This window comes from Rhodococcus sp. Z13_19A (assembly GCF_058133575.1).
Genome location: NZ_JBYUNN010000001.1, coordinates 1,330,316 through 1,350,459 on the forward strand (window position 1 = coordinate 1,330,316; position 20,144 = coordinate 1,350,459).

General features: G+C 73.3%; 18 protein-coding genes. 9 read left to right on the forward strand and 9 right to left on the reverse strand.

All coding sequences use genetic code 11. The features are described 5' to 3' along the window. The first annotated feature begins 64 nt into the window (after positions 1-64). Entirely contained in the window at positions 65-1,126 is a 1,062-nt protein-coding gene (locus AC3YNX_RS06200) for an enoyl-CoA hydratase/isomerase family protein (protein ID WP_489994903.1), read from the forward strand. Next, positions 1,126-1,614: a DsbA family protein gene (locus AC3YNX_RS06205; protein ID WP_127781819.1), complete on the forward strand. Its 489-nt coding sequence runs from the start codon at positions 1,126-1,128 to the stop codon at positions 1,612-1,614. The genes AC3YNX_RS06200 and AC3YNX_RS06205 overlap by 1 nt, the downstream gene beginning before the upstream one ends. A 4-nt stretch (positions 1,615-1,618) precedes the next feature. On the opposite strand, the gene nhaA is transcribed toward AC3YNX_RS06205, so the two are convergent. The 3 genes from nhaA to AC3YNX_RS06220 form a co-directional block, all read right to left on the reverse strand. Beyond that, positions 1,619-3,028, reverse strand: a complete 1,410-nt coding sequence (nhaA, locus tag AC3YNX_RS06210; protein WP_489994904.1) for a Na+/H+ antiporter NhaA — start codon at positions 3,026-3,028, stop codon at positions 1,619-1,621. An 81-nt stretch (positions 3,029-3,109) separates the two neighbouring features. Then, positions 3,110-3,970, reverse strand: coding sequence for an oxygenase MpaB family protein (locus AC3YNX_RS06215; protein WP_489994905.1), 861 nt, complete (start codon positions 3,968-3,970; stop codon positions 3,110-3,112). Continuing rightward, positions 3,967-5,460 carry a flavin-containing monooxygenase gene (locus AC3YNX_RS06220; protein ID WP_489994906.1) on the reverse strand — a complete coding sequence of 498 codons (1,494 nt, stop codon included), beginning with the start codon at positions 5,458-5,460 and terminating at the stop codon, positions 3,967-3,969. Before AC3YNX_RS06220 ends, AC3YNX_RS06215 begins: the two co-directional genes overlap by 4 nt. A 135-nt stretch (positions 5,461-5,595) precedes the next feature. Here AC3YNX_RS06220 and AC3YNX_RS06225 point away from each other — a divergent pair, with 135 nt between their 5' ends. The 6 genes from AC3YNX_RS06225 (at position 5,596) to AC3YNX_RS06250 (ending at position 12,842) form a co-directional block, all read left to right on the forward strand. After that, positions 5,596-6,483, forward strand: a complete 888-nt coding sequence (locus AC3YNX_RS06225; protein WP_489994907.1) for an alpha/beta fold hydrolase — start codon at positions 5,596-5,598, stop codon at positions 6,481-6,483. Continuing rightward, positions 6,480-8,045 carry an aldehyde dehydrogenase family protein gene (locus AC3YNX_RS06230; RefSeq protein ID WP_489994908.1) on the forward strand — a complete coding sequence of 522 codons (1,566 nt, stop codon included), beginning with the start codon at positions 6,480-6,482 and terminating at the stop codon, positions 8,043-8,045. Before AC3YNX_RS06225 ends, AC3YNX_RS06230 begins: the two co-directional genes overlap by 4 nt. A 69-nt stretch (positions 8,046-8,114) precedes the next feature. Next, positions 8,115-9,743 (forward strand): GMC family oxidoreductase, encoded by a 1,629-nt coding sequence (locus AC3YNX_RS06235; protein ID WP_489994909.1) that lies wholly within the window; start codon positions 8,115-8,117, stop codon positions 9,741-9,743. Between the two features lie 73 nt (positions 9,744-9,816). Further along, positions 9,817-10,479: a TetR/AcrR family transcriptional regulator gene (locus AC3YNX_RS06240; RefSeq protein WP_489994910.1), complete on the forward strand. Its 663-nt coding sequence runs from the start codon at positions 9,817-9,819 to the stop codon at positions 10,477-10,479. 88 nt (positions 10,480-10,567) lie between these two features. Further along, complete coding sequence (locus AC3YNX_RS06245) at positions 10,568-12,286, forward strand: acyl-CoA dehydrogenase family protein (protein WP_489994911.1); 1,719 nt, start codon at positions 10,568-10,570, stop codon at positions 12,284-12,286. Positions 12,287-12,368: 82 nt separating this feature from the next. Beyond that, entirely contained in the window at positions 12,369-12,842 is a 474-nt protein-coding gene (locus AC3YNX_RS06250) for a hypothetical protein (RefSeq protein ID WP_489982479.1), read from the forward strand. 16 nt (positions 12,843-12,858) lie between these two features. Here AC3YNX_RS06250 and AC3YNX_RS06255 read toward each other — a convergent pair whose 3' ends face one another. The 6 genes from AC3YNX_RS06255 to AC3YNX_RS06280 all read right to left on the reverse strand — a co-directional run bounded on the left by AC3YNX_RS06255 (position 12,859) and on the right by AC3YNX_RS06280 (position 18,819). After that, on the reverse strand, positions 12,859-13,992 hold the full coding sequence (locus AC3YNX_RS06255; RefSeq protein WP_489994912.1) for a CaiB/BaiF CoA transferase family protein: 1,134 nt from the start codon (positions 13,990-13,992) through the stop codon (positions 12,859-12,861). A 96-nt stretch (positions 13,993-14,088) separates the two neighbouring features. Next, positions 14,089-14,943 (reverse strand): metal ABC transporter permease, encoded by an 855-nt coding sequence (locus AC3YNX_RS06260; RefSeq protein WP_489994913.1) that lies wholly within the window; start codon positions 14,941-14,943, stop codon positions 14,089-14,091. Continuing rightward, positions 14,940-15,809, reverse strand: coding sequence for a metal ABC transporter permease (locus tag AC3YNX_RS06265; RefSeq protein ID WP_489994914.1), 870 nt, complete (start codon positions 15,807-15,809; stop codon positions 14,940-14,942). The genes AC3YNX_RS06260 and AC3YNX_RS06265 overlap by 4 nt, the downstream gene beginning before the upstream one ends. After that, a complete protein-coding gene (locus tag AC3YNX_RS06270) occupies positions 15,809-16,675 on the reverse strand; it encodes a metal ABC transporter ATP-binding protein (protein ID WP_489994915.1) in 867 nt (288 codons plus the stop codon). Before AC3YNX_RS06270 ends, AC3YNX_RS06265 begins: the two co-directional genes overlap by 1 nt. Beyond that, positions 16,672-17,601: a metal ABC transporter solute-binding protein, Zn/Mn family gene (locus AC3YNX_RS06275; RefSeq protein ID WP_489994916.1), complete on the reverse strand. Its 930-nt coding sequence runs from the start codon at positions 17,599-17,601 to the stop codon at positions 16,672-16,674. The genes AC3YNX_RS06270 and AC3YNX_RS06275 overlap by 4 nt, the downstream gene beginning before the upstream one ends. 123 nt (positions 17,602-17,724) lie before the next feature. After that, the gene (locus tag AC3YNX_RS06280) at positions 17,725-18,819 is read right to left on the reverse strand and encodes an ABC-2 transporter permease (RefSeq protein WP_489994917.1); all 1,095 of its coding nucleotides are present in this window, start codon (positions 18,817-18,819) and stop codon (positions 17,725-17,727) included. Positions 18,820-19,082: 263 nt separating this feature from the next. On the opposite strand from AC3YNX_RS06280, the gene AC3YNX_RS06285 reads away from it, so the two are divergent. Next, complete coding sequence (locus tag AC3YNX_RS06285; protein ID WP_489994918.1) at positions 19,083-19,913, forward strand: crotonase/enoyl-CoA hydratase family protein; 831 nt, start codon at positions 19,083-19,085, stop codon at positions 19,911-19,913. Positions 19,914-20,144: the final 231 nt, after the last annotated feature.

The following is a 20,144-nucleotide window of genomic DNA, read 5'->3' on the forward strand; positions in this document are numbered from 1 at the left end:
AGCGGCGATGTTACGCTCCGCCACAGGTCAGGCACCGCGAGTCGGCCGGAGAAGGGGTTCGCGCATGGCGTCCCCGCTGCGACGACTCACCCCGCGCGAGCTGGCCGACGGCGCCGCCGAGTGGCCGCCGCTGCTGGACGGCGCTGGCCTCGTCGACCCCCTGGTGGTCGTCGACCTCGACGTGCCCACCGGCGCCGACACCGCCCGCCGGGCCGCCGAGCGGGCCGGCAGCGTCGACCGGCTGCTGGTGGGGGTGCGCACCCGGGGCCAGGTGCCCCCGGAGCTCGCCGTGCTGACCGAGGCCCTGGACACCACGCTGGCCCCGACGGGCGGACGCACCGTCGTGCCCAGCGCTGACCCCGCCGCCGCGCTGACGCTGCTGCAGGCCGCGGTCACCGTCCACCCCCAGCCGGTGCTGGTGCTCGGCCAGGTGCTGCGGACCTCGGAGCACCTCAGCGTGGACGCCGCGCTGGACGTGGAGTCCTACGCGTACTCCACCCTGCTGGGCGGGCCCGACTTCGCCCACTGGCTGGGCGAGCGCGGACCGCGGCCGCTGCCACCACCGGCCGTGCGGCCGCCGCTGCTGGTGCGCCGCGCCGGCGACACCCTGCACCTGACGCTCAACCGGCCCGAGCGGCGCAACGCCTACGGCGCCCAGCTGCGCGACAGCCTGGTGGAGGCGCTGCGCCTGGCCGTGCACGAGGAGACGCTGCAGGTGGTGCTCGACGGGGCCGGTCCGGTGTTCTCCGCCGGCGGTGACCTGGACGAGTTCGGCACCACGCCCGACCTGGCCACCGCCCACCTGGTGCGCACCCGCGGCGGGGCCGGCCGGCTGCTGCACCGGCTGGCCGAGCGAACCACGGTGCACCTGCACGGCAGCTGCATCGGTGCGGGGATCGAGCTGCCGGCCCTGGCCGGGCGGGTGCTCGCCCACCCCGGCACGGTGTTCCGGCTGCCGGAGGTGGGGATGGGGCTGATCCCAGGGGCCGGTGGAACGGCGAGCCTGCCGCGCCGCATCGGCCGGTGGCGAGCCTTCCACCTGTGCGCCACCGGCGTGGCGCTGGACGCCGCGACCGCGCTCGCCTGGGGGCTGGTGGACGCGCTCACCGGCGATACGGTGGGCTGATGAACGGCGAGATCGACCTGTACCGGCACGTCTACGGCAACGTGACCGCCCCGATCACCGTGGTGGAGTACGGCGACTTCGAGTGCCCGTACTGCGGGGCGGCGGCGCCGGTGCTGCGCGAGCTGGTGGACACCTCCGACGGCGCGGTGCGGCTGGTGTTCCGGCACTTCCCGCTGTTCGAGGTGCACCCCTTCGCGCTCACCGCAGCGCTGGCGGCAGAGGCGTCCGGGGAGCACTTCTGGCAGCTGCACGCGCTGCTCTTCACCCACCAGGACCACCTGCGCGACCCGGACCTGCAGAGCCTGGCCGACAAGGTGGGCGCGGGGCCGGTGACGGGGGAGGCCGCGCAGGCGTTCCAGCCCGCAGTGCAGGCCGACTACGCGGCGGGGATCGCCGACGGCGCGCGGGGCACGCCCACGCTGTTCATCAACGGGCGCATCTACACCGGGCGCACCGAGCTGCGGGCGCTGCAGGCCGCGCTGGTCTGAGGGCTCACGACCGGGCGCGGGCGGTGGGATCCACCCACGGCCCGGACGGCAGCGGCGGTGGGCCGTCGGGGTCGCTCACCTCGCACAGCGGCAGCCGCTCACCCAGCACGCGCAGCACCAGCGAGCCCAGCACCGCCGCCACCAGCGACCCGACGAGCACGCCGATCTTCGCCTCCTGGCGCAGCTGCTGGTCGTCGAAGGCCAGCCCGGTGATGAACAGCGAGATGGTGAACCCGATGCCCGCCAGCATCGCCCCACCCACCAGGTGCCCGTAGCGCACCCGCCCGGCCAGGGTGCCCACCCCCATGCGCAGCACCAGCCCCGCGGTCAGCGAGATGCCCACCGCGTTCCCGGCGACCAGGGCCACCACGATGCCGATGGTCACCCCGGACTGCGCGGCGTCGCGCAGCGCGTCCCAGCTCAGCAGCACCCCGGCGTTGGCCAGCGCGAACAGCGGCAGCACCAGGTACGCGCTCACCGGGTGCAGCGCGTCCTGCAGCCGGTGGTTGGCCGAGACGGTGGCCCGGGCGGCGGCGGTGGCCAGTCGCACCCGCCGCGGATCGGCGTTCTCGAGCACCGCCCGCCCGTAGAACGGCAGGTGCTTGCGGGCCTCGGGCCCGACCGCGGCGGCCGGCACGAGCAGGCCGACCAGCACGCCCGCCAGCGTGGGGTGCACGCCCGACTCGTAGACGGCCAGCCACAGCCCGAGCCCCACCAGCAGGTACGGCGTCAGCTGCCACACCTGCGCCTGGCGCAGCACCACCAGCGCCACCACCAGCGCGGCGGCCACCAGCAGCGCCACCACCGACACGTGGTCGGTGTAGAACACCGCCATCACCACGATGGCGCCGATGTCGTCCACGATGGCCAGGGTGAGCAGGAACAGCCGCAGCTGGTCGGGGCAGCGCGGGCCGAACAGGGCCAGCACCCCCAGCAGGAACGCGGTGTCGGTGGACATGGGGATGCCCCAGCCGGCCGCGGCGGGACCGCTGGGCTCGAAGGCCAGGTAGATCAGTGCCGGCAGCACCAGGCCACCCAGCGCGCCCACGGCGGGCACCACCACCGTGCGGGCGTCGCGCAGCTCCCCGACGGTCAGCTCCCGGCTGATCTCCAGGCCCACCACCAGGAAGAAGAGGGCCATCGCCCCGTCGTTGACCAGGTGCTCCAGGTCCAGCGCCAACGACCACGACCCCACCTGCACCGACGTCACGGTGTGCCAGAAGGAGGCGTAGGTGTGGCCGGGGAGGTTGGCCCACACCAGCGCGGCCAGGGTGGCGCCGAGCAGCAGCGCCGCGCTGCCCGACTCGCGGGCCATGAAGCGGCGCACCGACTCCGACAGGTAGGGCAGCGGGACGGTCACCCGCGACGAGGGACCCGGTCGGCCTGGGCGGGGCAGGAGGCTCTCGGTGCTCACCGTCGGTCTCCCTCACCGTCCGTGGCCGTCATCTGCGGTGGTGTTTCGCCGATCCTGCCACCGGGTTGGCCGGGGCTGCGCTCAGGAGTGGCGGCGGATGGCGGCGCGGGCCGCCGGTGACAGCCGCCACGTGGGGGGCAGCAGCCGGAAGGCGACGCGGACGACGGTGCCGAAGCGGCGCAGCCGGCGCTCGTCCTCGGCGCTCCAGTCCCAGCCGAGCTTGCGTCGAGCCACCGGCGGCAGCGTGCCCCGGGTGACCCAGGCCAGCATCCGGTTCAGCTTGGGCCCGGCCAGCAGCCACACCAGCCGCGGGATGCGCTCCGTGGGCCGCTCCGGCATCCGGTCGTTGAGGGCCCGGGACCGGCGCACCGTCTCCGAGGCCACCAGCACGTCGGTGACCACGTGGTCCCAGTACCGCTGGAAGTCGGCCCAGGTGGCGGGCACGTCCTGCATCGGCATGCCGTACAGGGCGTACCACTGCACCGACTCGGCGTAGAGCTGCTCCTTCTGCGCCTCGGTCAGCGGGTCGCCGAAGTACTCCGCCCACACGTACTGGGTGTAGAGGAAGGTGGCGTGCGCCCAGTAGAAGGGCTCCGGCGCCAGGGCGTGGTAGCGCTGCCCCTCGGCGGTCTCGCCCCTGATCTCGGTGTGGAAGCTGCGCACCCGGCGCGCCACCTCCCCGGTGGGGTCGTACAGCGCCCCGACGATGGGCGCCGACGAGCGGGCCAGCCGCGCGGTCTCGTTGTCGAAGACGTCCGAGTGCTGCACCAGCGCGGTGTCGATCACCGGGTGCATCGCCTGCAGCGCACCGGCCCACAGGGTGAGCAGGGTGGTGCGCCAGTCGCCGAAGCGGTACCAGGTCATCGACTCCGGGCCGAGCGGGCGCGGCTCGGTGCTGGTGGCCGCCACGTCCGTCGCCGCCACGTTCGACACCGCGCTCATGCCACGGCCACCGGGGCGTCGATGCTGACGTGGCGGTAGCTGTCGGCGTCGAAGACCTCCGTGCGGTCGCGGTACTCCGCCACCCGGCCCGGCCAGTTCGCCGTCACCCGGCCGCTGGGGTTGCGGTACCAGCTGTCGCACAGCGTCCACACCCCGCCCTGCACCCGGCCCTGGATCTCCGCGTCGAAGCGCTCCTCCACCTCCGGGCGCACGTCCAGGTAGCCCGGTCCGCCCACCTCCAGCCGGCGCATGGCCTGGCGCAGGTAGCGGGCCTGGCACTCCTGCATGTAGACGATGGAGCCGGCGCCCAGGTTGGTGTTGGGCCCGTACATCAGGAACAGGTTGGGAAAGCCCGGCACGGTCATGCCCAGGTAGGCCCGCGCGCCGTCGCGCCAGTGCTCGCTCAGCTGCTGGCCGTCCAGCCCGGTGATGGTCATCGGGGCGAGGAACTCGGTGGCGGTGAACCCGGTGCCGTAGATGATGGTGTCCACCTCGTGCTCGGCGCCGTCGGCGGTGCGCACCCCCCGCGGGGTGATCTCGGTGATGGCGTCGGTGACCACCTCCACGTTGCGCTGGGTGAGCGCGGGCAGGTAGCTGCTGGAGAACAGCACCCGCTTGCAGCCCACCGGGTAGTCCGGCGTCAGCTTGGCCCGCAGCGTCTTGTCCCGCACCGTCATGCGCAGGTGGGTCAGGCAGGTCTGGCGGATGGCTGCACCCAGGGCGGGCACGGTGGTGAAGCCCAGGGTCATCGCCTCGGCCAGCGCCCACACCGTGCCCCGGCCGAGCAGCTGGGTGGTGGGCAGCCGGCGGAAGGCGGCGTGGTGGGCCCGCGTGTAGGTGCGGTCCGGTCGCGGCAGGACGAATGGCGCCGAGCGCTGGAACAGGCTCAGGTGCGACACGCGGGGCTGGATCTGCGGCACGAGCTGGACGGCGCTGGCGCCGGTGCCGATCACCGCCACCCGGTCGCCGGTGAGGTCGCGGCTGTGGTCCCAGCGGGCGGAGTGGAAGGAGTGCCCGGTGAAGGTGTCGATCCCGGGGATGCGGGGCATGGCGGGACGGGAGAGCTGGCCGACGGCGGGGACCAGCACGTCGGCGGAGAAGGTCTCCCCGGTGCTGGTGTGCACCCGCCACTGCCCGGCCGCCGCGTCGAACTCCGCGCTGGTCACCTCCACCCCGAAGTGGGTGCGCTCGCGCACGCCGTGCTTGGTGGCGGTGCGCTGCAGGTAGGCCAGGATGTCCGGCTGCAGCGAGAACCGCTTGGGCCACTCGGGATTGGGCTCGTAGGAGAAGGAGTACAGCGGGGAGGGGATGTCGCAGCCGGCGCCGGGATAGGTGTTCTCCCGCCACACCCCGCCCACGTCGTCGGCCTTCTCCAGGACGGTGTAGTCGTAGCCGGCCGTGCCGATCTCGATGGCCGCCGCGATCCCCCCGAAGCCGGTGCCGATGATCAGCGCGGTGGGCTTTCGGTAGGTCGGCTGTCGCTGGTTCATGCAGTCCTCCTGCGGCGCGCACCCACGGCTCTTCGGCGCCATGCTTGACATCAATCGAGGCAGTGGTGTCGACTAACATGGCATCGACATCACCCGCTGTCAACAGTGCGTGATGTCAACATTTGGGAGGACGCGATGGGGCGCACCGACGCGCTGCCGAACGGCACCAGCTACCACCGGGCGGGCCACGGCCCACCGATCGTGCTGATCCACGGCATCGGCAGCCGCTGGCAGGTGTTCGAGCCGATCATCGACGCCCTGGCCGCCGAGCACGAGGTGCTCGCCCTGGACCTGCCCGGCTTCGGAGCCACCCCCGCGGTGGCCGGGGTCGCCTCCACCGTGGACGGCTACGCCGCGTGGGTCGCCCAGCTGCTCGACGAGCTCGGCATCACCCGCCCGCACGTGGTGGGCAGCTCGATGGGTGGCGGCATCGCCATGGAGCTCGGCCGGCGCGGGGTGGCCGGCCAGGTCACGGCCTTTGCGCCGGTCGGGTACTGGACCGGCCCCGGCCGGGTGTGGTGCCAGTCGGTGGTCACCACCATGCGGGTGGTGGGCCGGGCGCTGCGTCCGGTGATCACCCCGGCCGCGCAGACCGCCCTCGGCCGCGCCGCGCTCTTCGGACCGTTCTTCGGCCGCCCGTGGCAGGTCTCGCCGGAGGCCGCCGTGGGTGACCTCGACGGGCTCATCGGCGCCACCCGCTTCACCGAGGCCCGCAAGGGCTTCGCCACCTACGACCTCACGCGGCACCCGCGCCCGGCCGGCGGGCTCGCCGACATCCCGGTGACGGTGGCCTGGGGCACCAGGGACGCGGTGCTGCTGCCGCGGCAGGCCGAGGTGGCCCGGGCGCTGCTGCCGCAGGCCCGGCACGTCACCCTGCGCGGGTGCGGTCACCTGCCCTTCTCCGACGACCCGTCGCTGTGCGCCGACGTGGTGCTCGCCCCGGCCGAGGCGTTCGCCGCACCAGCGCTGCCCTCACCTGCACCAACCGGCACCACCCGATCCGACGATGGAGATGTGGCATGAGCACCGTCAGCGAGCCCACCCAGACGAGCCCCGCCCAGGCCAGCCCTGCCCAGGCCAGCCCTGCCCAGGACGGCACCGAGCAGGGTCCCGCCTTCGTGGAGTCCCTCAACCCCGCCACCGACGCCAGCGTGGCCCGCTTCGCCGTGGACGGGCCGGCCGCCGTGGACGCCGCGGTCGCCCGCGCACACGAGGCGGCGCCGTGGTGGCAGGAGCAGGGCTTCGCCGGGCGGCGCCGGCACCTGCTGCGCTGGGCGTCGTGGATGGCGGCGCACCGCGACGAGGCGGTGGACCTGCTGCACCGGGAGAACGGCAAGCCCCGCCCCGACGCCACCATCGAGCTGCTGATGACGCTGGAGCACCTGGACTGGGCGGCCAAGCACGCCGCCAAGGTGCTGGCCGACCAGAGCCACCGCCCGGGGCTGCTGCTGGCGAACTTCTCCGCCACCACGTCCTTCGTGCCCTACGGCGTGGTCGGGGTGATCGGGCCGTGGAACTACCCCATGTACACCCCGTCCGGCTCCATCGCGCTGGCACTGGCGGCGGGCAACACCGTGGTGTTCAAGCCCAGCGAGCACACCCCCGCGGTGGGCGACTGGTACGTCAAGGCCTTCGCCGCGGCCAACCCCGACGCCCCTGAGGGGGTGCTGTCGGTGGTGCACGGCTTCGGTCCCACCGGGGCGGCGCTGGCAGCGTCGGCGGTGAACAAGGTGGCCTTCACCGGCTCCACCGCCACCGGCCGCCGGGTGATGATGGCCGCGGCCCAGAACCTCACCCCGGTGGTGATGGAGCTGGGCGGCAAGGACGCCGCGCTGGTGGCCGCCGACGCCGACGTGCCCGCCGCCGCCGACGCCATCGCCTGGGGCGCCATGGGCAACAGCGGGCAGACCTGCGTCGGCGTGGAGCGGGTGTACGTGCACCGCTCGGTGCGTGACCAGCTGGTGGCCGAGCTGCAGAAGGCGCTGGCGCAGGTGCACCCGGGCTCCGAGGACGGCGCCAGCTACGGGCCGATGACCATGCCCGCGCAGGTGGACGTGGTCCGCAGCCACGTCGCCGACGCCCTCGAGCGCGGCGGCACGGCCGTGGTGGGTGGGCTGGACTCCGTCGGCGAGCGCTACATCTCCCCGGTGGTCATCCTGGACGCCCCCGAGGACAGCCTCGCGGTGCGGGAGGAGACCTTCGGCCCCACGCTCACCGTCACCACGGTGGACGACATGGACGAGGCGGTGCGCCTGGCCAACGACTCCCAGTACGGGCTGGGCGGGGCGGTGTTCTCCCAGGCGCGCGGCGCCGAGCTGGCCCGGCGCCTGGACACCGGCGTGGTGTCGGTGAACTCGGTGATCGGCTTTGCCGGCATCCCGTCGCTGCCGCTGGGCGGCACCGGGGCCAGCGGCTTCGGGCGCATCCACGGTCCCGAGGGTCTGCGCGAGTTCTCCCGCACCAAGGGCATTGCCTCGCAACGCTTTCCGCTGCCCGGGGTGAAGCTGCTGAGCTTCGGGCGGGCCAAGGCCATCACCGCGCTGCTGCCCCGCGTCATCGGGCTGCGCCACGTGCGCCGCTCCTGAGCTCGCCCGTCCTGCCCCGCTGCGTCCTGCCCTGGCCCGACCCGTTCGCCGACCCTGAGGAGCTCGTCCGTGTCCGACACCTTTGACTACGTCGTGGTGGGCTCGGGGTCGGCTGGCGCCGTCGTCGCCGCCCGGCTCAGCGAGGACCCCGCCACCTCGGTGCTGCTGCTGGAGGCGGGCCCGCGGGACAACGTCACCGCGGTGAGCATCCCTGCGGCCTTCCCCCAGCTGTTCCGCACCGAGCGCGACTGGGACTACTGGACCGAGCCGCAGCCGGGCCTGGCCGGGCGCCGGCTGTACTGGCCGCGCGGGAAGATGCTCGGCGGCAGCTCGTCGATGAACGCCATGATGTGGGTGCGCGGCTTCGCCGCCGACTACGACGGCTGGGCGGAGCAGGCCGGCCCGGGCTGGTCCTACGAGTCGGTCCGCGGCTACTTCGAGCGCATCGAGGACGTGAACAACCTGCCGGGCGAGGGGCACGGTGTGGGCGGTCCGATGCCCGTCAGCACGCAGCGCTCCACCAACCCGCTGACCACCGCCTTCCTGCTCGCCGCGGGCGAGGCGGGTCACCGGGTGGACGACCGGGCCAACCGGGACACCCCGGAGGGCTTCACCGCCACCGAGGTCACCCAGCGCCGCGGGCAGCGCTGCAGCACCGCCGCGGCCTACCTCAAGCCGGCCCGCAGCCGCCCCAACCTCACGGTGCGTACCGGCGCGCACGTCACCCGGGTGAACCTCACCGGCCGGCGCGCCACCGGCGTCACCTACGTGCTCGACGGCGTGCACCGCCGCGCGCAGGTGCGCCGCGAGGTGGTGCTCTCCGGTGGGTCGATCAACACCCCGCAGCTGCTCATGCTCTCCGGCATCGGCCCGGCCGAGCACCTGCGCTCGCACGGCATCGAGGTGGTGCGCGACGCCGCCGAGGTGGGCCAGAACCTGGCCGACCACCTGTGCGCGGCCCTGGTGGTCGGCTCGCAGGGGCCGGAGTCGATGTTCACCGCCACCGAGGCCAAGCACCTGCTGGCCTACTTCACCCGGCGCCGCGGGATGCTCACCTCCAACGTCGGCGAGGCCTACGGCTTCGTCCGCAGCCGCCCCGAGCTGGCGCTGCCCGACCTGGAGATGCTCTTCGCCCCAGCCCCGTTCGTCGGGCAGGGCCTCACCGAGCCCACCGCGCACGGGATGACCGTCGGCCCGATCCTGCTGAGCCCGCACAGCCGGGGCGAGATCACCCTGGCCTCGGCCGACCCGTTCGCCGCCGCCAAGATCGACCCGCGCTACCTGTCCGACCCCGAGGGACTGGACCGGCAGGCGCTGCTCACCGGGCTGGGCCTGGCCGAGGAGCTGCTGAGCATGCCCGGCCTGGCCCGGCACTGCACCGGCGAGTACCTGCAGCCCCCCGGCGGTGACCCCGCGGAGCGGCTGGTGGCTGCTGCGGAGCGCTACACCCAGACGCTGTATCACCCGGTGGGCACGTGCCGGATGGGCAGCGACGAGCAGTCGGTGGTCGATCCCGAGCTGCGGGTGCGCGGCATCGACGGCCTGCGGGTGGCCGACGCCTCGGTGATGCCGGAGATCATCCGCGGCCACACCAACGCGCCGGCCATCATGATCGGGGAGCGGGCCGCGGACCTGCTGCGCGGCCGGGTGCGCACGCCGAGCGCCACCACCCCGGCCACCGCGACCGTGTCGGCGTGACCTCGCCGACACCCCCACCGCCACGGCTGCTGGGACCGCCGGCCGCACCAGGTGCCGGTGGGAGGATGGGCTGATGGACCCGGTGCGGGAGGCGGCGGTGGAACCCGGCCCCAAGCGGCCGTGGCGCGGGCAGCAGCCCGAGCAGCGCCAGGCCGAGCGCCGCGCCAAGCTGCTCGAGGCCGGCCTGCAGATCCTGGGCACCGAGGGCGCGGCCGCGGTGACCATGCGTGGGGTGTGCCGCGAGGCCGAGCTCACCGAGCGCTACTTCTACGAGAGCTTCCGCAACCGTGAGCAGCTGCTGGTGGCGGTGCTGGACATGGTGGCGCTGCGGGCCCGGGACGCGGTGCTGCAGACGCTGTCGGCGGGAGCGAGCAACCGGGCCGAGCTGATCCGCGAGCTGGTGCGGGTGTTCACCCGCTACGTCCGCGACGACCCCCGGCGGGCCCGGGTGATGTTCGTGGAGTCGCTGGCAGCCCCGGAGCTGATCCGTCGTGGCGCGGAGCTGGTCAGCGAGTTCACCGCCCCCATCGCCGCGGTGGCGGCCAGCTTCGGCACTGAGCGCGGCCGGGTGGACGAGCTGGACGTGGAGCTGGACGCGCTGGCCACCTTCGGGGCGGTGGCCTACCTCTACCAGCGGTGGCTGCGCGACGGCTTCACCATCTCCACCGACCGCATGGTGGAGCACGTCTCGCTGGTGGTGGAGCAGCTCGCCGGCGTCAGCTCCACCGGCTTCTGACCCGGCGCCCAGCGGCCGGCAGCAGCGAAGTTACCGGCGGGTAACCTCGGGTCGTCCCCACCCCGGACGACCACTGAGGAAGGCCCCCGTGAGCGAGCTGCTGTTCAACCCGAGCACCTACGACCCGACGCACCTGGACGTCGAGTCCCGGCGCCTGCTGCGGGCCACCATCGACTGGTTCGAGGCGCGGGGCAAGGACCAGCTGATCGCCGACGACCTCAGCGGCGTCTGGTACACGGAGTTCCTGGACTTCGTGCGGCGGGAGAAGCTCTTCGCCACCTTCCAGACCCCGGCCGCAGAGGCCGACGGGCACCCGGACAAGCGCTGGGACGCCACCCGCAACGCCGCCCTCAGCGAGGTGCTGGGCTTCTACGGCCTGCAGTACTGGTACGCCTGGCAGGTCACCATCCTCGGCCTCGGCCCCATCTGGATGAGCGAGAACGCCGACGCCCGCCGCCGGGCCGCCGCCCTGCTCGACGACGGCGCGGTGTTCGCCTTCGGGCTGTCGGAGAAGTCCCACGGCGCCGACGTCTACTCCACCGACATGGTGCTCACCCCCCAGCCAGACGGAGGATTCACCGCCAGCGGCGAGAAGTACTACATCGGCAACGGCAACGTCGCCGGGATGGTGTCGGTGTTCGGCCGTCGCGCCGACGTCGAGGGCCCCGACGGCTACGTGTTCTTCGCGGTGGACAGCCAGCACCCCGCCTTCCACCTGGTCAAGAACGTGGTCCCGTCCCAGATGTTCGTCAGCGCCTTCGAGCTGCGCGACTACCCGGTGCGCGAGGTCGACGTGCTGCACACCGGGCCGGAGGCCTTCAGCGCGGCGCTGAACACCGTCAACGTCGGCAAGTTCAACCTCTGCACCGCCTCCATCGGCATCAGCGAGCACGCCTTCTACGAGGCGATCACGCACGCGCACAACCGCGTCCTCTACGGCCACCCGGTCACCGACTTCCCGCACGTGCGGGCCGGCTTCGTCGACGCCTACGCCCGCACCGTGGCCATGAAGCTGTTCAGCGACCGCGCCGTGGACTACTTCCGCACCGCCACCCCCGAGGACCGCCGCTACCTGCTGTTCAACCCGATCACCAAGATGAAGGTGACCAGCGAGGGCGAGCGGGTGATCGACCTGCTGTGGGACGTCATCGCGGCCAAGGGCTTCGAGAAGGACACCTACTTCAGGATGGCCACCCGCGACATCCGCGCGCTGCCCAAGCTGGAGGGCACCGTGCAGGTGAACCTGGCGCTGGTGCTGAAGTTCATGCCCAGCTACCTGCTCAACCCGCAGGACTACCCGCCGGTGCCGCAGCGCCACGACGCCGGTGACGATTCGTTCTTCTTCCGCCAGGGTCCCGCCCGGGGGCTGGGCAAGGTCACCTTCCACGACTGGCGCACCGCCTACCAGGGCTTTGCCGAGGTGCCCAACGTCGCGGTGTTCACCGAGCAGGCCGACGGCCTGGTCCGCTTCCTGACCGAGTGCGCCCCGGACGCCGAGCAGGCCAAGGACCTGGACTTCCAGCTGGTGGTGGGCCAGCTGTTCACCCTGGTGGTCTACGGCCAGCTGGTGCTGGAGCAGGCCGAGCTGGCCGGCCTGGACCGCGACGTGCTGGACCAGGTCTTCGACGTGCTGGTGCGCGACTTCTCCGCCTGCGCGGTGCAGCTGCACGGCAAGGCGTCGTCCACGGAGGCGCAGCAGCGCTGGGCGCTGGCGCACGTGCGCAAGCCCGCCACCGACACCGCCCGCTTCGACCGCGTGTGGCAGCAGGTGGCCGCCCTCTCCGGCACCTACGAGATGAACGAGTAGCTGATCCACGGCTAGCCCTGCGCGGGCGCCGGTCCGGCGGTACGGTCACGCCACTGAGTCGGACCGGCGTTGGGGGACAGCCATGATCGGCGGAGTCAAGCAGGTCGACAACGAGACCATCGCCGAGGTGCTGCGCATCCGCGGGGGTGTCGACCAGTCCGCCCGAGAACCTCAGGACCCCGGCAGCGGCCCGCACCCGTGGCTGGCGCTGCTGGACGGCTTCGCCCACCAGGACGTGATCGACGCGGTGTGGATGCACTACAGCCACGAGTCCCGCGCGGTGTGGCCGGCCGACGTCATCGCCCGGGTGGAGGCGCTGGCCGCCGAGCGGGTGCAGGCGGCGGAGTCGCTCAAGGACCTGGCACTGCAGGAGCGCTCGGACTGGACGGACGAGCAGCGCGCGGCCTGGATGGTGGTGTGGGACGAGGCGCTGGGCCGCGGGGAGTCGGTGGAGAACGCGGTGGCGCTGGCCGACGAGGCGGCCCCGGACGTGGTGGGTGAGGAGCAGGCCGAGAGCGAGGTGTCGGCCGAGCGCGCCGGCTCCGAGAGCGCCTGACGCCGACCTTGCCTGGCTAGCCCTCGGCCACCGCGCCGGAGCTCAGCAGCACCTGCACCTGCTCCTCGGACAAGCCGCTGCCCAGCAGCACCGCACGGGTGTCGGCGCCGACCACCGGCTGCGGTGTCGGGGTGTCCAGCGAGGTGGCGGAGAACCGCGGGGCCGGCGAGGGCTGGGTGATGCCGTCGGCGGTGAAGAAGGTGTTGCGGGCCACGTTGTGCGGGTGCTGCGGGGCCTCGGCCATCGACAGCACCGGCACCACGCAGGCGTCGCTGCCGGCGAAGACCTCCTCCCAGTGCGCGCGGGGCTGCGCGGCGAAGGCCGCGGTGAGCCGGGCCCGCAGCTCGGGCCAGCCGGCGCGGTCGTGCTGCGGGGCGGGCAGCTCGCCCAGGCCGAGGCGGGCAACCAGCTCGGCGAAGAACTGCGGCTCGATCGGCCCCACCGACACGTGCTCGCCGTCGGCGGTCTCGTAGACGTCGTAGAACGGGCTGCCGGTGTCCAGCAGGTTGGTCCCGCGCGGGCCCCACGCGCCGCGGGAGTGCCCGCCCATGATGGGCGCCAGCAGCAGCGCCGAGCCGTCCACCATGGCCGCGTCCACCACCTGCCCCTCGCCCCCGCGGGCCACCGCCAGCAGCGCGGCCAGCACGCCGGTGGCCAGCAGCATCGCGCCGCCGCCGTAGTCGCCCACCAGGTTCAGCGGCGGCACCGGGGCCTGTCCGGCGCGGCCGATGGCCGACAGCGCGCCGGACAGCGAGATGTAGCTGATGTCGTGCCCGGCGGTGTGGGCGAGCGGGCCGTCCTGGCCCCAGCCGGTCATCCGGCCGAACACCAGCCTGGGGTTGCGGGCCAGGCACTCCTGCGGCCCCAGGCCCAGGCGCTCCATCACCCCGGGCCGAAAGCCCTCGATCAGCGCGTCCGCGCTCTCCACCAGCCGCAGCACCGTGGCCGGGCCGTCCGGGTGCTTGAGGTCGACCGCGACGGAGCGCCGACCGCGCCCGGTCACCTCCTCGTCGGTGGGTCGGCTGCCCGCTGCGCTGGCACGGTGCAGGCAGATGACGTCGGCGCCCAGGTCGGCCAGCACCATCCCGGCGAACGGGGCCGGCCCGATGCCCGCCATCTCGAGCACGGTGTAGCCGGACAGTGGTCCCACGGGGGGCTCCTCAGGTCGACCGGTGCGCCACGTGGACGCCGTGCGCCGATCCTGGCAGCGAGAGCCGGGTGTGTCCGGCCTGCTCCCGCCTGACGGTCAGGCCCGCGCGGCCCGGCCGGAGCCCCGCAGGAAGCTCAGGGCGTAACAGGCGGTGGCCAGGGCCAGGATGCTGAAGCTCGGCGGCAGCGACGGGAAGGCGTAGCTGAGCACCAGCCCGCCCACCATGGAGCCCACCGCGATGACCGGGGCCAGCGCCAGCGCCACCCACGGCCGGTCGGTGAGCCGCAGCGCCGCGCCGGCCGGGGCCGCGAGCAGACCCAGCAGCAGCAGCGCCCCCACGGCCTGGGTGGCCTCGGCGGCGGTCAGTCCCACCACCACCAGGAAGCCCACGCCCAGCGCTCGCACCGGCACCCGTCGCGCCGCGGCCACCGCGGGGTCGAGGCTGGCGAACAGCAGGGGGCGGGCGATGAGCAGGGTGAGCACCAGCAGCCCCCCGGCCACCCCGGCCGCGGTCCACGCGCTGGCGGCGCTGAGGCCGAAGATCGACCCGAACAGCACGCTCACCCCGGCGGCCCCGCCCACCGCGGAGCGCTCGCTGGCGGTGTAGAGCGACAGCGCCAGCACGCCGATGCCCAGGATCCAGGCGAACACCGTGCCGGTGACCACGTCGTCGGCCCGGCCGCGGTTGCCCAGCACGCCGAGCAGCGCACCCACCGCGACGGTGGCCACCACCAGGCCCAGCCGCAGGTCCACCCCGAGCGCCAGGGCCAGCGCCGCCCCGGTGAAGGCCACGTGGCTGAGGGCGTCGCCGGTGAAGACCTGGTTGCGCAGCACCATGAAGAACCCGACCACCCCGGACAGCGCGGCGATGGGGATGCCGGCCAGCAGCGCGTGCCGCACGAACGGCTGGGCCAGCATGCCGCCCTCGGCGGCCAGCACGGTGGCGCTCACCGGTCGTCCCCGGCAAGGGCGCCCCGCGCCCAGGTGCCGCCGGCGACCAGCAGGTACCCGGCGAAGGCGATGGAGGTGATGAAGAAGCCGATGGGGTAGTCCAGGTAGTACGCGACGAACAGCGAGGCCCAGGTGGTGAGCACCCCGATCAGCACGGCCAGGCCGGCGCTGACCACCGGGCGAGCGGTGATCAGCTGGGCGGTGGCGGCGGGCGCCACCAGCAGCGCGAACACCAGCAGGCTGCCGGTGATCTGGGCGGCCGCGCCCGCGGCCACGCCGAGCAGGACCAGGAAGCCCGCGCCCAGGGCCCGCACCGGCACCCCGCGCGCGGCGGCCACGTCCGGGTCGACCGAGGCGAACAGCAGCGGCCGGGCGATGGCGGCGAGGATGGCCATCGCCACCACGGCGATCACGGCCAGCACCTGCACCTGCGCCGCGGTGATGCCCAGGAAGCTGCCGAACAGCAGGTTGTTCACCCCACCCAGCTGGCCGCCGTGCAGGCTGAGGAAGAGGAAGCCGCAGGCCAGCGCGAAGGCCTGCACGGTGCCGGTGACCGCGGACTCCTCGCTGTAGCCGCCGGAGCGCGAGCCCGGGATGGCGGCGATCACCAGGGCCGCCGCCACGGCGAAGGTGAGCAGGCCGTAGGTGGCGCTGACACCCAGCAGCACCGCGCCCGCGGCACCGGGGAACCCCACCACGGCCAGGGTGTGGCCGGCGAAGCTCTGCCGGCGCAGCACCATGAACCAGCCGACCAGCCCGGCCAGCACCGCGACGATGGTGCCGGCGCGGAAGGCGTTGACCATGAACGGGAACTGGAACATCTGGCGGACGTCCTCCACCAGGTTCCAGGTGAGCACCGGCTGCATCAGTGGCGGTGTCCGGCCGGGTCGGAGTGCCGCGGCGCGTGCAGCGACGGCGCCTGGGGCTCACCCACCACCACCAGCCCACCGTCGGAGGTGGTCAGCACCTCCACCTGGGTGCCGTACAGCCGGGTGAGGGTGTCGCTGGTGATCACCTCGTGGGCGGGGCCGGCGGCGGCGCCGTGCTGAGCGAGGTACACCACCTGGTCGAGGTAGGTCAGGATCGGGTTGACGTCGTGGGCGACCATCACCACCGCCACGTCGTGCTCGTGGCAGATGCGGGAGATCAGGGCCGCCACCGACGCCTGGTTGGGCAGGTCGAGGGAGTCCAGCGGCTCGTCCAGCAGCAGCAGCCGGGGGCGCGAGACCAGTGCCTGGGCGATGAGCAGGCGCTGCTGCTCACCACCGGACAGCCGGCCGATGGGGCGGTCGGCGTAGTCCTGCGCCCCCACCATCTCCACCACGTGGCGCACCCGCTCCTCCGCGGCGCGCGCGGCGGCGCTGAAGCGGCGGCGGCCCGGCAGCGGGAAGCCCCACCGGCTGCCGTCCAGGCCCAGGCGCACCACGTCGGTGCCGCGCACCCGCAGGCTGCGGTCGAAGCTGCGCCGCTGCGGGAGGTAGCCGATCTGCCGGTTCGCCCCGGGCGGGGACTGGCCGAGCACGCTGACCTCGCCGGCGGACAGGCGGACCTGCCCGAGCGCGGCCTTGACCAGGGTGGACTTGCCGACGCCGTTGGGGCCCAGCACCGCGACGAACTCCCCGGCGGCGACGGTGACGTCCAGGCCGTCCCACAGCGTGGTGGCGCCGCGGCGCACCGCAGCGCCGCGCAGCTGCAGCACCGGGTCCGCAGTGGCAGTGGCGCCGCTCGTCATCGTGCGCTGCTGGCCGACAGCGCGTCGCGCAGCGCCACGAGCTGGTCGGTCTGCCACTGCTGCCAGCTCTGCGTGCCCGCGGGCGGGGTCTCGGTGACGGTGGTGACCGGGATGCCCTGGGCGCGGGCGGCGTCCACCTGCTGCTGCACGTCGGGGGAGGCGTTCTGGGCGTTGTAGACGTAGGCCTTGATGGCGCCGCTGCGGATCTGCTGGTCCGCGGTGGTCTTGTCCGCCGCCGTCGGCTCGTCGCCGTGGCTCACCGCGCTGAGGAAGCCGGGCGGGGTGACGAGGTCGAGGCCGAGGGAGGGCACGAGCATCTCCAGGACGCTCTCCGAACCGCCCACCGGGGTGCCGCCGAAGGTGGTGCGGATCTCGGTGGCCACCTTGTCGTACTCCGCCATCGCGGTGGTGCTGAAGGCCTGCAGCTGGGTGTCGAAGTAGCCGGCCTGGTCGGGGCTGATCTTCTTGTAGGCGGCGGTGATGCTCTCCGCGACCTTGGCCACGTCGGCGGGGTTGTACCAGCGGTGCGGGTTGGCATCGTCGGGCAGCGCCAGCACCGAGCCCACGTTGAGGTTGGCCCGGTTGGGGGCGGGGTTGGCTGCGGCCAGGTCGTCGGCCCAGCCGTCGTAGCCGAGTCCGTTGACCACGGTCAGGTCGGCGGTGGCGATGGCGCGGGCGTCGGAGGCGGTGGCCTCGTAGTCGTGCGGGTCGGCGCCGGGGGAGCTGACGATGCTGTGCACATCCACCTTGTCGCCACCGAGCTGGTCGGCCAGCAGGCCCCAGAAGTTCTCCGCGGCCACCACGGTGATCGTCTTGCCGGGCTCGCTGCCGGAGGCGCTCGGGGTGGAGGGGCTGGTGGCGCACCCGGTGAGGACCAGCACGGTCCCGACGAGGGCGGCGCACGCGGCCCGGTGGATCTTTCGCACGGTTTGCTCCTGCACTGGCGGCACGTCGACACCAGGTGTCTGAGACACCTGCCTTATTGGTGATGACAACGATACCCGATAAGGATCTGTTCCCGGCACCTGGCAGCCGTCCTCGCCACGTCCTCAGATCGTGACGGTGGCGCCGGTGGCCGCGGTGGTGTCGCTCGGCGACTGCTTCCGTCGTGCGCGGCGATCGAAGTACGTCGCGGCCGCCATCGCCCCCACCACGCCGACCACGGCGTAGCCGAAGAGCACCCACAGCGGTTGCGCCATCTCGGTTCCGTGGAAGTAGGCGATGTTGCGGACGCCGCTGGTGGCGGCGCCGGGCGTGAGCCACGGACCGATCGCGGCCCAGAACGGGGGGATCAGCTGGGTGCCGTAGGCGCCGCCGGCGCTGGGGTTGCCCAGCACCACGAACAGCCCGATCACCAGCCCGATGCCCACGAAGTCCAGCGCCGCCTCGAGGAAGAGGGTGAAGGCGAAGGTGGCGAAGACCACCAGGGCGCCGAGCGCAGCCAGTGACCAGAAGTGCCCGGAGTACACACCGAGCACCGGCTCCACGATGATGGCGGTGCCGATGCCCGACAGCACGGCGTAGCCGACGGCGACGAGCAGCCGCCGCGCTGCCGTCCGAGGGGCGCGGGAGCTGCCGGCGACCAGCTCCATCACGGTGGCCAGCAGGTAACCGCCCACCACCCAGCCGACGGCGATGTAGAAGTCGGAGAGGCCGCGGTTGTCCCCGGAGCTGATGGGCACCAGGTCGTCCACGGTGACGGTGCGCTGCTGGGCGGCGGCGAACTGCGTCACCACGGTCTCCACGGCGTCGGCCACCGAGGTGCTGGCGGCGCTGGCCACGAGCAGGGTGTCCCTGCCGTCCGGCCCCAGGACCAGTGCCGACTCCACGTCGCGGTTGGCCACCATCGAGCGGGCCTGCTCCACGCTGGTGGTGGTGCTCGGGCTCAGCGGGTGCCCGGGCAGCGACCCCAGCGCCGCGACGGTCTGCTCCGCCGCCGGAGCCGGGCCCACCACGGCGATGTCCACGTCCCGCGGTGCTGGGTCGTGGAACGCACCCACGTAGCTGAGGATGAAGCCGAGCTGCAGGATCAGCACGCCCAGCACCACCAGGCCGCCGAGGACGATCGCCGTGCGCCCGGTGTCCCGGGTCGGTGCCAGCTCGAGCTCGGCCGTCGCCGAGCGGTCGCCGTGGTCAGTCGCCATGTCGGTCTCCCCCGCCTCGCCACCGCTCGCCCGGGGCGCTCGCTCGAGGGTGCTGCACTCACCAGAACGCAGGGGCTCTGCACCAAACGTACAAGCCAGTGCGGTGGGCGACCCGGCGCAAGCCGGCCGCGACGCGCCACCCAACGGTGCTGCGTTGTGCCGCAACCAAAGTCGCCCCAACCGGTGGGGCGGGCGGGAAGGACGGTGCTGGGTGGACGCTCGCCGGTGGACGTGGGGCTCCGTGCCCCCAATACAGTGTCCGCATGACTGAGAGCGCCTGGAAGTCCGTAACCGTCGACCGCGCCGGGAGCGTCGCGCAGGTGACCCTGGTCGGGCCGGGCAAGCACAACGCGATGGGCCCGGACTTCTGGGCCGAGATGCCGCAGGTGTTCGCCGAGCTCGACGCCGACCCCGAGGTGCGCGCCGTGGTGGTCGCCGGCTCCGGGCGCAACTTCTCCTACGGGCTCGACCTGGCAGCGATGGGGGAGACGCTCGGCCCGGTGATGAGCGGGGAGAACCTGCTCGCCGGCCCGCGCACCGCGCTCTACGACGACATCAAGAAGATGCAGAAGGCGCTGAACGCCGTCGCCGACTGCCGCAAGCCGGTGATCGCCGCCGTGCAGGGCCGCTGCATCGGGGGCGGCGTCGACCTCATCGCCGCCTGCGACGTCCGCTACGCCAGCGCCGACGCGTCCTTCAGCATCCGCGAGGTGAAGGTGGCCATCGTGGCCGACATGGGCAGCCTGCAGCGGCTGCCAGCGATCATCGGCGACGGCCACCTGCGCGAGCTGGCGCTGACCGGTCGCGACATCGATGCCGCCCGCGCCGAGCGCATCGGCCTGGTCAACGACGTGCTCCCTGACGCCGAGGCCGTGCTCGCCGCCGCGCACGCCACCGCCAAGGAGATCGCAGGAAACCCACCGCTGGTGGTGCACGGCATCAAGGACGTGCTGGACCAGGAGCGCGCCGCCCGGGTCGCCTCGGGGCTGCGCTACGTGGCCGCGTGGAACTCCGCGTTCCTCGCCTCGGAGGACCTCGGCGAGGCGATCCAGGCCGTCTTCGCCCAGCGCGCCCCCGAGTTCAAGGGCAAGTAGGGGCGTCTGCAAGTACGCCCTACCTGCCCCCGCGGGGTCTGCAACCGCTACCAACCGCCGTCCCGGCTCGAGCTGGGACGGCGGTTGGGCGTTGCTGGGCGAGCTGGACGTGGACGTGGTGCTGATGGACCTGCAGTTCGCCGCCGCGACTGCCCGCGGGCTCATCCGCCGGTAGGTGCGTCTGCAAGTACCACCAAGCGCGCCCCGCACCGTCTGCAGCTGCTACCAACC